The 13,567-nt window shown below is 47.0% G+C and carries 11 protein-coding genes; 9 read left to right on the top strand and 2 right to left on the bottom strand.

Translation table 11 applies throughout. The features are described 5' to 3' along the window. Positions 1-99 precede the first annotated feature (99 nt). Positions 100-1,488, bottom strand: a complete 1,389-nt coding sequence (locus tag QZ327_RS11180) for a transporter substrate-binding domain-containing protein (protein WP_294619330.1) — start codon at positions 1,486-1,488, stop codon at positions 100-102. Positions 1,489-1,569: 81 nt separating this feature from the next. Next, positions 1,570-2,175 carry a uridine kinase gene (udk, locus tag QZ327_RS11175; RefSeq protein WP_294619326.1) on the bottom strand — a complete coding sequence of 202 codons (606 nt, stop codon included), beginning with the start codon at positions 2,173-2,175 and terminating at the stop codon, positions 1,570-1,572. Between the two features lie 103 nt (positions 2,176-2,278). Here udk and QZ327_RS11170 point away from each other — a divergent pair, with 103 nt between their 5' ends. The 9 genes from QZ327_RS11170 (at position 2,279) to QZ327_RS11130 (ending at position 13,508) form a co-directional block, all read left to right on the top strand. After that, complete coding sequence (locus QZ327_RS11170) at positions 2,279-2,578, top strand: Dabb family protein (protein WP_294619325.1); 300 nt, start codon at positions 2,279-2,281, stop codon at positions 2,576-2,578. Positions 2,579-2,619: 41 nt separating this feature from the next. Beyond that, a complete protein-coding gene (locus QZ327_RS11165) occupies positions 2,620-4,605 on the top strand; it encodes a cytochrome c biogenesis protein CcdA (RefSeq protein ID WP_294619323.1) in 1,986 nt (661 codons plus the stop codon). Positions 4,606-4,668: 63 nt separating this feature from the next. Then, positions 4,669-5,322: a CatA-like O-acetyltransferase gene (locus QZ327_RS11160; protein WP_294619321.1), complete on the top strand. Its 654-nt coding sequence runs from the start codon at positions 4,669-4,671 to the stop codon at positions 5,320-5,322. 60 nt (positions 5,323-5,382) lie between these two features. After that, positions 5,383-5,994: a DJ-1/PfpI family protein gene (locus QZ327_RS11155; RefSeq protein WP_294619319.1), complete on the top strand. Its 612-nt coding sequence runs from the start codon at positions 5,383-5,385 to the stop codon at positions 5,992-5,994. A gap of 71 nt (positions 5,995-6,065) precedes the next feature. After that, positions 6,066-6,728, top strand: coding sequence for a DUF2490 domain-containing protein (locus QZ327_RS11150; protein ID WP_294619317.1), 663 nt, complete (start codon positions 6,066-6,068; stop codon positions 6,726-6,728). A 155-nt stretch (positions 6,729-6,883) separates the two neighbouring features. Then, positions 6,884-7,498, top strand: a complete 615-nt coding sequence (locus tag QZ327_RS11145; protein WP_294619315.1) for an RNA polymerase sigma-70 factor — start codon at positions 6,884-6,886, stop codon at positions 7,496-7,498. Position 7,499: 1 nt separating this feature from the next. Next, complete coding sequence (locus tag QZ327_RS11140; protein WP_294619313.1) at positions 7,500-8,507, top strand: FecR family protein; 1,008 nt, start codon at positions 7,500-7,502, stop codon at positions 8,505-8,507. A gap of 102 nt (positions 8,508-8,609) precedes the next feature. Next, positions 8,610-12,119, top strand: coding sequence for a TonB-dependent receptor (locus QZ327_RS11135; RefSeq protein ID WP_294619311.1), 3,510 nt, complete (start codon positions 8,610-8,612; stop codon positions 12,117-12,119). Positions 12,120-12,137: 18 nt separating this feature from the next. Next, a complete protein-coding gene (locus tag QZ327_RS11130) occupies positions 12,138-13,508 on the top strand; it encodes a RagB/SusD family nutrient uptake outer membrane protein (RefSeq protein ID WP_294619310.1) in 1,371 nt (456 codons plus the stop codon). Positions 13,509-13,567 lie beyond the last annotated feature (59 nt).

The raw sequence follows: 13,567 nt of genomic DNA, 5'->3' as shown, positions 1-13,567 counted from the left end.
GCATAGCGGGCTATGTGACGAATAAAAAGAGGAAAACAGACCGGAAAGAACCTCAAAAGAAGCTGAAGAAAAACTTTTTGAAGAAAATTTAAACAGGCTCTAAGATTTTATCTTCTTCTTATATTGCTCAAACCTCGCCGTTATATCCCGCACGAAGTTATAAGTCTCTATTCCGCGGAAATAGCCGTTTTTGCAGACCGGGTCGGTAAAGTACTCTTCATTGCTTTTCAAGAGAATGAAGTTCTCCACGTTGTGCCGCCATACATACTTGTTCTTGCCGTATTTCTCGGCTAACGCCATGGCATCCAATACATGCCCGATGCCGGAGTTATACGATGCCAGGACAAAATTAATCCGTTCTTCCTGAGGTACGGACGAGAAACTCTTGGTAGTGGCAGCAATGTATTTGGTGGCTGCCTTGATGCTCTCTTCCGGATCCAGCTCTTTTCCCGGGGGCACTCCCATGGCACGGGCTGTGGCGGGCATCAGTTGCATTAATCCCTTTGCGCCCGCCCACGACACGGCGGTCGTATCGAAATTGGATTCCGTATAAGCCAAAGACGCCAACAGGCGCCAGTCCCAGTCGATGTCGGGCGCATATTTCTTAAAAAGGTGGTCGAAGTGCGATATCTTTCCTTCCCGCAGGGACAGGATGGGAGAATGGGGGATTGCCTTGCTGATTTCGAAATACCGCTTCATGCTTGCCGTATATGCCGGAGAAGTCATATTCTCGGTGTGCCATTTGTCGGCGGCTTCCGCCAGTTGCGGACAATCCTTACGTACCGCCCACGAAGCCCGTTGGTCGAAACTGATGGAGAGCCCGATGTTCAGGTTGGGATAGTAGGTGGTGTTGAGCCGCGCCACATCATTGTCTGCTACGGTATAGGGTATCTTGCCTTGCGACACTTGCATAATCAAGTCCTCTGTCGTGATGCTGTCGTTGCTTACTTTGTGAATACGGATACCGCCTCCTAACTCCTTGTCCAGGTTGACAAGGCGTTCGTAATGCTTTCCGGGTTTTACATATACATCCTTTCCGATAAGCTCCGTTACGTCTTTCAGCGGTTTGCTGCGTCCGCCTGCACGTTGCACAATGACTTGATGGGTTATCACTTCCTCGCCGCAATATAGCAAGCTGTCTTTCCATTCTTTGGTTATGGGCAGGTTGTAGGCTATGAGGTCGCCTTCGCCCGCGCGGAGCTTTTCGATGAGGTCGCGTACGTTTTGGGCGACTTTAATCTTCAGTTTCACACCAAGGTTTTTAGCAAACTGTTCGCTCAGTTCATATTGGAATCCCATGTCTTGCCCACGGTAGATGAAATAGGACGTGGAACTGTACAAGGTCAACACCACCAGCTCTCCGCTGTCTTTTATCTGCTGCAAGTCGCCGGCTTCTTCTGCGTTAGCCGCACTATGATTGCCACGACAGCCTGCAACACTGCAAAACAACAGTATTGCAAGTAACAATTGACAATGGAAGACTGACATGGCAGGAGCCAAACGAACACATGTAGGTTTATTAACCGAAGTTTTGTTGGCTGGGAAACTGAACTTGCGGAACCCCATTACCTATAAATGCTTTTTGATATACATCGTAAGGATATCAATCGCTATCCGGTTGTTTCCACCTTCCGGCACGATAAGGTCGGCATATCGCTTGCAAGGTTCTATAAACTGAAGATGCATCGGCTTCAGAATGCGGGTATAACGCTCCATTACGGCTTCTGCCGTGCGTCCACGCTCTATGACATCGCGCTGGATGACACGGATAAGGCGTTCGTCCGGGTCTGCATCGACGAAAATCTTGAGATCCATCATGCTGCGTAGTTTCTTGTCGCACAAAGCAAGGATGCCTTCGACGATAATGACTTCCCGAGGCTCGATGTGAATGGTTTCGGACTGGCGCGTACAGGTCAGATAGGAATAGGTGGGTTGTTCGATGCTCTTGCCTTCGCGAAGCATGGATATGTGCTTCGACAAAAGTCCCCAGTCGAAAGCATCCGGGTGGTCGAAATTAATATTCTGCCGTTCTTCTACAGGCACATGGCTGCTGTCCTTGTAATAAGAGTCCTGAGGCAGCAACACCACTTCGCCTGCCGGCAGACTTTCCACTATTTTACGTACGACGGTGGTCTTTCCCGACCCGGTTCCGCCTGCAATTCCTATTATTAACATCCGTTTAAGTGTATAATTAAAACAAAACGAGTATTTTTGCGGTTTGAAAAAGCAACCGTTTCGGTTGACAAATATAGATATAAATCATTTAAATAACAAAGTTATGGTAAAGCATATTGTCTTATTTAAGCTGAAAGACGAAGTGCCTGCTGACGAAAAGTTAGCGGCAATGAATAATTTTAAGAAAGCCATCGAAGCGCTTCCTGCCAAAATATCCGTTATACGCAAGATTGAGGTCGGGCTGAACATCAATCCTTCCGAGAGCTGGAGCATCGCTCTTTACAGCGAATTCGATACGTTGGACGATGTGAAATTCTACGCTACGCACCCTGAGCACGTGGCTGCCGGTAAACTCATCGCCGAGGTCAAGGAGAGCCGTGCTTGCGTGGACTATGAAAATTGAGAATTGTAAAGTAGGGAAATACAATTGAGAAATATAAAAGAATGAAAAAGATATTTTTTTCTTTTCTCCTGTTGTTGCTTGCCGTGGCGGTGCAGGCGCAGATACAGGAACCTGTCAAGTTTAAGTCGGAACTGAAGAATTTGCAGGCAGGCGAGGCGGAGGTCATATTTACCGGAACAATTGACAAAGGCTGGCATGTGTACTCAACCGAATTGGGAGAGGGCGGTCCTATTTCGGCAACATTTAATGTCGAAGAAATCTCGGGCGCGGAACTTGCAGGCAAGTTGGAGCCGGTAGGCGAAGAGATTGCCGCATTCGATAAGTTGTTCGAGATGAAGGTGCGCTATTTTGCCAATTTCGTTCAATTTACACAGAAGTTGAAACTGACCGACGGTGCCTATAAGATAGCGGGTTATTTGGAATATGGTGCATGTAATGACGAAAACTGCTTGCCGCCTACACAGGTACCGTTCAGCTTTTCGGGTAAGACGGAAGGCACAGCCGCGTCCGAAACCGTTCAGACCGAAGATACGGTTGTTGCCGGCGAAGCGGATGGAACTGCCGGAACAACGGTTGTCGAAAATGAAGCTGCCGACCTTTGGAAACCGGTTGTCAACGAATTGCAGGCATTGGGAGAAACCACTTCGCAAGAAGATATGTCTTGGGTTTATATTTTCATAACCGGATTTATCGGCGGGCTGCTGGCATTGTTCACGCCTTGCGTGTGGCCTATTATCCCGATGACCGTCAGTTTCTTTTTGAAACGCAGTAAGGACAAGAAGAAAGGTATTCGTGATGCCTGGACCTACGGCGCTTCCATTGTGGTGATATATGTTACTTTGGGATTGTTGGTTACCGGACTTTTTGGTGCCAATGCCTTGAACTCGCTGTCGACGAATGCCGTATTCAATATTTTCTTCTTCTTGATGCTGGTGGTTTTCGCCGCTTCTTTCTTCGGAGCTTTTGAGATTACGTTGCCTTCCAAATGGAGTAATGCGGTGGATTCTAAAGCGGAAAAGACCGGTGGTTTGTTGAGTATCTTCCTGATGGCATTTACCTTGTCATTGGTATCATTTTCATGTACGGGACCCATTATTGGTTTCTTGTTGGTGCAGGTTTCCACTACGGGCAACATGATTGCCCCGGCTATCGGAATGCTGGGTTTTGCCCTTGCTTTGGCATTGCCGTTCACGCTGTTTGCGCTGTTCCCGTCCTGGTTGAAGTCGATGCCCAAGTCGGGCGGCTGGATGAATGTAATCAAGGTGACGCTCGGCTTCCTGGAACTGGCATTTGCCTTGAAGTTCCTTTCTGTAGCCGATTTGGCTTACGGTTGGCGCATACTCGACCGTGAAACTTTCCTTGCCTTATGGATAGTGCTGTTTGCCTTGCTCGGTCTCTACCTGTTGGGCAAAATCAAGTTTCCTCACGATGATGATGACACCAAGGTCAGCGTACCTCGTTTCTTCATAGCATTGTGTTCACTGGCATTTGCAGTGTACATGCTTCCCGGTTTGTGGGGAGCGCCGTTGAAGGCGGTCAGTGCCTTTGCGCCGCCTATGCAGACCCAGGATTTCAATCTGTACAATAATGAAGTACATGCTAAGTTCGATGACTATGAGCTTGGCATGGAGTATGCCCGTCAGCATGGCAAACCGGTGATGCTTGATTTTACAGGCTACGGTTGTGTGAACTGCCGCAAGATGGAGCTTGCCGTATGGACAGATCCGAAAATCAGCGATATCATCAATAACGACTATGTGCTCATCACACTTTATGTAGACAACAAGACTCCGCTTCCTTCGCCGGTGAAGATTGTGGAGAATGGCACGGAGCGCACCTTGCGTACGGTAGGAGACAAGTGGAGCTATTTGCAGCGTGTCAAGTTCGGCGCCAATACACAGCCTTTCTACATGCTGATCAACAATGAGGGCGAGCCGCTGAACAAATCGTACTCGTACGATGAAAGCATTTCAAAGTACATCGAGTTCCTGCAGACCGGATTGGAAAATTATAAAAAAGGGAAATGATGGACTAAATCGGATAAAGGATGCTGCACAAGCGTCCTTTTTTTCATAATTCGTTTTTTATTTATGAAGCACATTATCGACATTGATACTTGGGAGCGTCGTGACAATTACGGCTTTTTCCGCTCGTTTTTAAATTCATGGTATTCGGTTACTACCGAGATAGACTGTACAGAAGCAAGTGTTTCGGCAAGGAAATCGAAGCATTCCTTTTTCCTTTATTATTTGTATGCCGTTCTGCGTTCTGCCAATGAGGTGGACGAGCTTCGTTACCGCACCGACAAGAACGGGCAGGTGGTTTTTCACGACCGAGTGGATATTATTTCTCCGATTGCAGTTCCGGGAAAAACCTTTTATACGGTCCGCATTCCCTATTACGAAGATTTCGAACGCTTTTACGCCGAAGCGTATGCGCTGATTACGAATATTCCCGAAGACGGCGACCCGTACGGCACGGAGAAGGCACTGATGCGGCAAGGCGATTATGATGTGGTGCATCTGAGTGCGGTGCCCAAGATGTACTTTACGTCAACTACTTATACGGTGGCAGAAGCCGGTAACGGATGCAGCCATCCGCTGATGACCGTCGGCAAGGTGGTGTCTCGCGGCGAGCGCTTGGTTTTTCCGCTCTCCATCTATGTGAATCATGCTTTTGTAGACGGTTCGCATCTGGCTTCTTTTTTTGAGAAGATAGAAAAACACTTGAAAGAGATTGCATGATACGAAGAAAGAAATTAAACAGTCCTGATAAATTACTCACGTAAAAACAACTAAAAAAAGATGAACAACGAAATTTTGTATATCCTCTTGCCGGACTATGCCGCCCATGAGATGGTATATCTTTCGGAACCTGTTGCTTCTGATGAATTTGCCTTAAAGGAAAATCCGAAGTATGTCAATAAGATTGTGGCCCCGACATTGGAACCGGTCAAATCAATCGGCGGTTTTCGTATCCTGCCCGATTACTCTTTCGACACGATGCCCGGTGATTATGCGGCATTGGTGCTGATTGGCGGTTTCGGCTGGAGCACGCCTGTTGCTGAACGGGTCGTGCCGATTGTGGAACAAGCTATTGCGAAAGGTAAGATTGTAGGTGCAATCTGCAACGGGGCTTCGTTCATGGCAAAGTACGGATTTCTCAATGCCGTTAAACATACCGGCAACGGTGTGGAGCAACTGAAACTTTGGGGCGGGGAGAACTACATGAATCCCGAGGGTTACGTCCATGCCCAAGCGGTGAGTGACGGGAACATAGTGACGGCAAACGGCTCTGCGGCACTTGAATTTGCAAAAGAACTGCTTATGTTGCTTGAAAACGATACGCCCCAACGCATCGAAATGTACTATCAGTTCAATAAGCAAGGTTTCTGCTCGCTTTTCGCCGAACATTAAAAACGCCCGCTATTCAGTCCGGTGTTGATATTGAAATCTTAGAGGAATAATCTGTTTTTTGGGCAATAATTATGATAAAGAATACTGCTTGCATGCGGAGAATCTGTAGTTTGGTAGTAGCGATGTTTCTTACGGCGTCCGCTCTGTTACACGCACAGGATAGGGATTTTATCACATGGACAAGTGCCGGCTTTAAATACAAGGTTAAGCAGGCATTTACCCTGTCCGGCAATCTGGAGTGGCGTACAAAAGATAATCTTGATAAGACAGACCGCTGGGGAGTGGATGTAGGCGGGGCATATTCGGTGCTTCCTTTCCTGAAAGTGGGGACGGGCTACGAAGCCCATTACCGTTACCGTGGAGAAGCCGGTTGGAAATTCCGTCACCGTTATTATGCGGACGGAACACTTTCCACACGTGTGTGGGGACTGAAGGTTTCACTCCGCGAACGCTTTCAGCATACGTTCGGCGATGGTGACGGTGAACTGCATTGGCGTTCGCGCATCAAGTTGTCGTATGGTATTCCGGGATGTAAAATAGAACCTTATGCTTCTGTTGAGATGTATAACGGGCTGAACCGTGGGGAACGTTTTGATGTACAGCGTATGCGCTATCGTGGCGGGGTGGTTATTCCCATGTCTCCCGATTGGGAAGCGGATATCTTTTATTGCCGCCAGTGGGAAAGCAAGGCGCGTAAGGATATAATAGGGGTGGCGTGTACTTACTCTTTCTGACTTTTTGTTTATCCGCTTCGTCCTGATAAGGTCTTTTTCGCAGGAAAGGAAGGATACGGATAAAAAGTTCTTGCTATTTTTGTATCGTTTTGTATGGTGTTCAATCTATAATAGCTATATTTGGTCCGTTATTGTAACCTAAAAGCAATTGTAGGATGTCTTTATTTATTCCACCAGCACCGGATATGGATGATGAGGCACTCTTCGCGCGGGTAGAGCGGGGAGACACGGTGGCGTTTACCGTGGTCTATCATAAGTATCACAAGTTGCTTTATGTGCTTGCCTATCGCTATCTGATGAACAAGGATATGGCGGAAGATGCGGTGCAGCACATCTTCACCCGGTTTTGGGAGTTCCGTTCGGAACTTCACGTGGGCATCAGCCTGAAGAACTATTTGGTGACGATGACGAAAAACCATATTCTGAATGTAATCCGTAATGAGAATAACGCCGTTGCCAAGAACTATGAGATGGCACAAGGTGCTCCCGAATACGAAGATACGCTGGTGGAAAACTTGGAGAAGCGGGAACTTATGTCCTTGTTCTATAGTGCTTTGGACAAACTGCCGTTGCAGAAACGTGAAATTTGTATGATGAAAGTACGCGATGAACTCACCAACCGGGAAATAGCGGAGCGTATGTGCTTGTCGGTCAATACCGTCAAGACCCATTATTCGGAAGCGTTGAAACTGTTGCGCGCCCAGTTGCATAAATTGCTAATATTTGTTACATACCTCACTCTGCTGAAATATTTAAGTGTCTTTTTATAGTATGGATGACAAGATGATGAACAGACCCACCGAAGAACAGATACGCGAAGTGCTTGCCGGGACATCTACTCCGGAGACCGCCGGCTTAGTGGCGCGATGGTTCGCTACGGACGAGGGGGCGGCCTATTTGTCGCGGAACATGGACTGTGAAGTGGAACAGGTGAAACCGGGTTATGAGGAATTCTATGTGGACCACGAGATAAACTCAGACGAACTGTTTGCCCGTATTCGTCGGAACATTCGCCGGAAGCGTATCCATCGGATAACGTTCCGTGTGGCTGCGGTATTGGTTCCTTTTATCATATTGGCAGGCTTGTTTGTGCAGCTGGACAAGCGGGTGGATTTGTTTGGCGTTTCCGGTTATGAGGAAATCTATGTGGCAAAGGGTGAGCGCCTGCAAATGATGTTTCAGGACGGCACGCGCGTGTATATCAATTCCGATTCCCGTTTGAAGTATCCTAAGAAATTTGCCCTCTCCAGTCGTGAGGTCTATCTGGAGGGTGAGGCATATTTCGTGGTATCCGAAAATCCGAAGCGCCCTTTCATCGTCAATCTGAACGGACCGGCTATCCGTGTGTTGGGAACCTCGTTCGATGTCAATGCCTATCCGGACAGTAAAGACATTGCCGTATGCCTGGACGAAGGGCGCATCAGTCTTACGCTTCCTTCGAACAAGGAATATCCCGTGCAGCCCGGTGAACGTCTGGTCTACAACCGCGATAATGACCGCTGTACCATTTCGCGGAATAGTGACAACCGCTTTTCTTCTTTGTGGAAAACCAATGTAATCGCTTTCAGGGATGCACCCTTGGCGGAAGTAATCAGGGTGTTGCACCGCTGGTATAATGTTGATTTTAAGGTGAACGACCGGGAAGCCTGGAATGTTTATTTCACGCTGACTTCCGAAAATACCCTGCTCGAGAAAGTATTGCGCGATTTGGAAAAAATCGCTCCCTTGCGTTTCAATTATGACGAGGCAGAAAAGGAGATAATCGTCACCACGAAATAATTTTTCAAAAAAAACGGATTTTTTCTCACCCGTTTCGGAGTCTTGCGTGTCTACTTGGTATAAAGAGATTTTTATACTATTGTTAATCAAAAACTAAAAGTTATGAGACACAAGATTCTGCTTGTATTGCTTTTAAGCTCCATGGCTTGTTTCAAAGCCGTTGCTCAAAAGGTTTCAATGGATTTCCGGCAGGTGAAACTGGCGAAAGTCTTTGATGCCATTACCCAACAGACCGGACTGACGGTGGCATACAGCCGTCCTACGGTAAATCCCGATGAACTTGTCACTGTCCGGGCGGATAAGGAAGAACTCTCCGTTGTGCTGGACAAACTGCTGTCCGGTAAGAATGTCGTTTACGAGATAAGCGGTAAGAAAGTTTACCTGAAAGCCAAAAATACCTCGGAAACCACCGGGCAAGGAGGGAAGATGAAAAATATTTCCGGTATTGTTGTGGATGAAACGGGGATGCCTGTCATTGGCGTCAGCGTGTTGGTGAAGGGCACTACCAATGGTGTGATTACCGACTTGGATGGAAACTATCGTCTGACCGATGTGCCGGAAAATGCGTCGCTTGTTTTCTCGTACATCGGTTATCAGACGATAGAACTGAAAGCCAACGGCAAGGGACTTGATGAGATAACGATGAAAGAAGACAATGAATTGCTGGATGAGGTGGTTGTTGTGGGATATGGTGTGCAAAAGAAACGTGATGTGACAACGGCTATTGCCAGTATACGTGCCAGTGATTTGAAAGGACAACCCGTAACTTCCATGGCCGAAGCAATGGTCGGTAAAATGCCGGGGGTACAGGTGTCGCAGTCTACAGGTGCTCCGGGTTCATCTTTGCAAATCAAGGTGCGTGGTACGGGCACCATTACCGCAGGCACTTCTCCGTTGTATGTAGTAGACGGAGTACCCCTTGCACAAGAGCAACTGAATACTTTCAATATGAATGATGTAGAGTCTATTGAAGTGTTGAAAGATGCTTCTTCTGCTGCTATTTACGGTTCGCGCGGCTCTAACGGCGTGGTGCTGATTACTACCAAAAAGGGACAGGAAGGGCATGCCACCGTTTCCTATAACGGATACTACGGCTGGCAGACTGTTTCTAAGAAAATAGACATGTTGAATGCTTACGAATATGCCGATTTGGTGAACGATGCCCGGAACAATACCTATGTAGATAAAATGGAGTCCGTAAACCGTAAGCGCATAGCCCAGAACAAGCAACCTCTGGCATTTAGCATTACTGACAATAACGCCATACGTTTGCAAAATACGGGTAATGACTTCAATACGATTGTGCCGGTTGAGATTTTGCCCTATTTGAGGGGTGAGTCGGGGTTGGTCGATACGGATTGGCAAGACGAGATTTTCCGTACGGCAGGCATGCAGAACCATTCTGTATCCGTGTCCGGCGGTAGTCAGAAGGTAAGATATTATGCTTCTGTGGATTATCTGTCACAAGATGGCGTGATTATCAACAGCGACTTTACGCGATACAGTTCACGCTTCAACCTGGATGTTACCGAAGGCATCTTTAAGTTCGGGCTTTCTTTAAATCCGTCCGTAACGATAGAAAATGCTGTCAATTCCGATGGCGCTTATAATAAGGATGGTGGCGGTATCATCGCTTCGGCTTTGCACAGTGCTCCTATATTTCCTGTTTACAATGCCGACGGCTCTTTCTGTTTTGCACAGAATGCTTGGAGCCCGGATACCCAGACGACCCTCGAGAATGGTACTGTTAAAAAAGGAAACAGCCAGACGCAAGCATGGAACCCGGTGGCATTGGCTCTGTTGCAGAAGGATGAGACAAAAGCTTCACGTATCTTCGGCAATGTTTATGGAGAGGTGGCTTTTATGCCCGAATTGAAATATCGTGCAAATTTCGGTGTGGATATCTACAGCCGTTCGCAAGACACATTCCGTCCGTCTACCATCCCGGTAGCCAATACCGAGGGCAATCCCGAGTCCGAACCTGAAGCTACGGCAAAGACGGCAAAAATGTATAACTGGTTGTTTGAGCAGACCATAGCCTATAATAAGGATATCAAGGGACACTCTGTTTCTGCATTGGCGGGATGGACTATGCAATATCAACGTGACGAAAGCACGTATGCTTTTGCCAACGGATTTATCACAAATAATGTGCCTACCCTGAATGCAGGTACTGTGACACGCGGCAACACCCATGCTTCCGAGTGGGCATTGCTGTCCGGTCTTGCCCGGGTGCAATATAATTATAAGGGAAAATACATGCTTACCGGAGCACTTCGCACAGACGGTGCCTCCCGTTTTGGCAAGGATAACCGTTGGGGGTGGTTTCCTTCCGTATCGGCGGGTTGGCGCCTGACGGAAGAACCTTTTATGAAGTCGCTGGTTTTTATTGATGATTTGAAGCTTCGTGCCAGTTACGGTCTGACGGGTAATTTCCGTATACCCAATTATGGAGCGCAGGGAGAAGTGGCTTACTATAGTTATGTGTTGGGTGGGAACAGTGCGGATGTTGTCAAGGGAGCTGCTCCCAAGAGTATGCCCAATCCGGAACTGCATTGGGAGAAGACCGCCCAGGTCAATATCGGTTTTGATGCATCCTTGTTTGCCAATCGTTTGACTTTGGGGTTGGACCTATACAATAGTAACACCTATGATTTGTTGCTCGATGTACCTGTGCCGATGACAACCGGCTATCAGACCCGTTTGGAAAATATCGGTAAGGTCAACAACAAAGGTGTCGAATTTAATATCGCAACCAATCAGAAAATGGGCGATTTTAATTGGAGCGTATATTTCAATATCTCGAAGAATATCAATGAGGTAAAGGAACTCGGACCGGGCAATGCGGATATCATCTCTTCCGGTTCAGTAAGCAATGCTTATTTTATCACCCGCGTGGGCGAGCCTATCGGAAGCTATTATTTGCCGGTAGTGGAAGGAGTATTTAGGAATCAGGAAGAGGTGGATGCGGCTTTGCATTATTTGGACTCTCCTACAAACTATGGTCTGGCAGATACGAAACCCGGCGATTTCAAGTTTAAAGATGTCAATGGTGACCATATTCTTGATATCTCGGACACAGACCGTGCCATTGTGGGTAATTATATGCCCGACTTTACTTACGGCTTTGGAGCGACGTTGGCTTGGAAGGGAATTGATTTCGGCATTACATTCCAGGGTGTCCAGGGGAATGAAATCTTAAATCTCTCTCGCCGCTATTTTTATAATCATGAGGGTAATATGAATAATTATAAGGGAGCCTTAAATCGTTGGAAGTCGGAAGATAATCCGGGTAGCGGCATGAATGTGCGTGCCAACCGCGTTAGCAAGGGGCAGAACGGAACTACCTCCACCTGGCATGTAGAGGACGGTTCATATTTACGTATCAAGAATATTTCTTTGGGATATACACTGCCTGAAAATTGGATAAAGAAGGTATATTTAAAATCTGCCCGTATTTACTGTTCACTCCAAAATCCGTTTACATTCACTCATTACGAGGGATACAATCCCGAAGTCTCCAACCGCAGTGCGGTGACTACCAATGGCGAGGATTATGGGGTATATCCGTTGGCAAGAACCACCTCTATCGGTGTTAATCTTACATTTTAATCTTAAAAAGACTATCGTATGAAAAAAGTAATAATATCTATCCTTACAGCGCTTGCTCTTTCCGGTTGTAATGATTTTATAGATTTGAAACCTATTGATTTCCCTACGGAAGAAACATTCTATACGGATGTAAAGGGATTGGAAGGGGCTATCATTGGCATTTATGACGAGTTGCAGTCCAACGACCAGTATGGGGCTAAGTTCATGACTTTGATGGAAGTCCGGGGAGATAATGTGAAAAATGACAATTCCGGTGCCAGCGGCGGCATTACTTACCAGATAGAAGTATTCACCGAAACTCCGGCTAATGTCAATCTGTCGGGTGCATGGCTCTCTTTATATAAAACGGTTTATCGTTGCAATCTCGTACTCCAAAATATGGAGAATGTGCAAATGACGGAAGAACAACGGACACGGATAGCAGGACAAGCGTCTTTTCTTCGTGCATTATGCTACTTTAACCTGGTGCGTTTGTGGGGATCGGTCCCTGTTATCACAAAAACGCAGACTGTGGCTCAAGCACGTAGCAACAAGCGTTCTCCTGTCAGTGAGGTGTATGACCGGATAATCAAAGACCTGAACGTGGCTAAAGGTTTGCCGAAGGTATGGAGCGATGCGGAACGGGGACGTGCTACGTCCTATGCGGCTCATGCGTTGTTGGCAAAAGTGCATTTGTACATGAAAAATTATCAGGAAGTCGTCAATGAATTGACTTCGGTGGTTGACGACATCAATGCCAAGAAAAACCTGGCTTTGGTGCCTATGCCGCAAACTTTTCCTAATGATTTAAAGACAAGTAAGGATATCATTTTCGCCGTTCAGTATCTGAAGGGCGGTGTAGGGGAGTCGGCTCATCAGAATAACCGGTATAGAAACAACGACAACGGCAATATTATCTCTTTGGAACAGGCGGAATTTGAAAGCGATGCCGATAATCGGAAAGCGTTAGTGGCTCCTACGGGAAGCGGTCAACGTCCGGGCAAGTTCAATGCTCCGGCAACAAACAATGAAACAAGTGCCGATTTTCCTGTGATGCGTTGCGCCGAAGTGATGCTGATGTACGCCGAAGCTGCAAACGAATTGTCCACCGCTCCTACGCAAGCGGCATTGGATGCTTTGAATGCGGTCCGCATAAATGCTAATCTTGCGGGAAAGACGTTGGCGGAACTGTCTACAAAAGATGCTTTTCGCCGGGCTGTTTACAAAGAACGCCGTTTGGAACTTGCCTTGGAATGCGACCGTTGGTTCGATATTGTGCGTACCGGACAGATGGCTGACGTGTTCCCGGGTATAGCTGCCTACCGCCAATTGTATCCGATACCTCAGACGGAGATTGAGAATGTCAATGATAAGACCGGTTGGCAGAACGAGGGGTATGCCATAGAATAAATTTTTGTGTTCTGAATGATTGTATCTATATTTAGAGCCTGTTTAAATTTTTTTCAAAA

The organism is uncultured Bacteroides sp., assembly GCF_910578895.1.
Lineage (GTDB): Bacteria > Bacteroidota > Bacteroidia > Bacteroidales > Bacteroidaceae > Bacteroides.
The sequence above is the reverse complement of the archived record's forward strand: the minus strand, read 5'-3'. Positions and strand labels throughout refer to the sequence as shown.

Bases quoted from the DNA above. Each gene is read 5' to 3' on its own strand.
- QZ327_RS11180 (WP_294619330.1), bottom strand. From the start codon at position 1,488: ATGTCAGTCTTCCATTGTCAATTGTTACTTGCAATACTGTTGTTTTGC.
- udk (WP_294619326.1), bottom strand. From the start codon at position 2,175: ATGTTAATAATAGGAATTGCAGGCGGAACCGGGTCGGGAAAGACCACC.
- QZ327_RS11170 (WP_294619325.1), top strand. From the start codon at position 2,279: ATGGTAAAGCATATTGTCTTATTTAAGCTGAAAGACGAAGTGCCTGCT.
- QZ327_RS11165 (WP_294619323.1), top strand. From the start codon at position 2,620: ATGAAAAAGATATTTTTTTCTTTTCTCCTGTTGTTGCTTGCCGTGGCG.
- QZ327_RS11160 (WP_294619321.1), top strand. From the start codon at position 4,669: ATGAAGCACATTATCGACATTGATACTTGGGAGCGTCGTGACAATTAC.
- QZ327_RS11155 (WP_294619319.1), top strand. From the start codon at position 5,383: ATGAACAACGAAATTTTGTATATCCTCTTGCCGGACTATGCCGCCCAT.
- QZ327_RS11150 (WP_294619317.1), top strand. From the start codon at position 6,066: ATGATAAAGAATACTGCTTGCATGCGGAGAATCTGTAGTTTGGTAGTA.
- QZ327_RS11145 (WP_294619315.1), top strand. From the start codon at position 6,884: ATGTCTTTATTTATTCCACCAGCACCGGATATGGATGATGAGGCACTC.
- QZ327_RS11140 (WP_294619313.1), top strand. From the start codon at position 7,500: ATGGATGACAAGATGATGAACAGACCCACCGAAGAACAGATACGCGAA.
- QZ327_RS11135 (WP_294619311.1), top strand. From the start codon at position 8,610: ATGAGACACAAGATTCTGCTTGTATTGCTTTTAAGCTCCATGGCTTGT.
- QZ327_RS11130 (WP_294619310.1), top strand. From the start codon at position 12,138: ATGAAAAAAGTAATAATATCTATCCTTACAGCGCTTGCTCTTTCCGGT.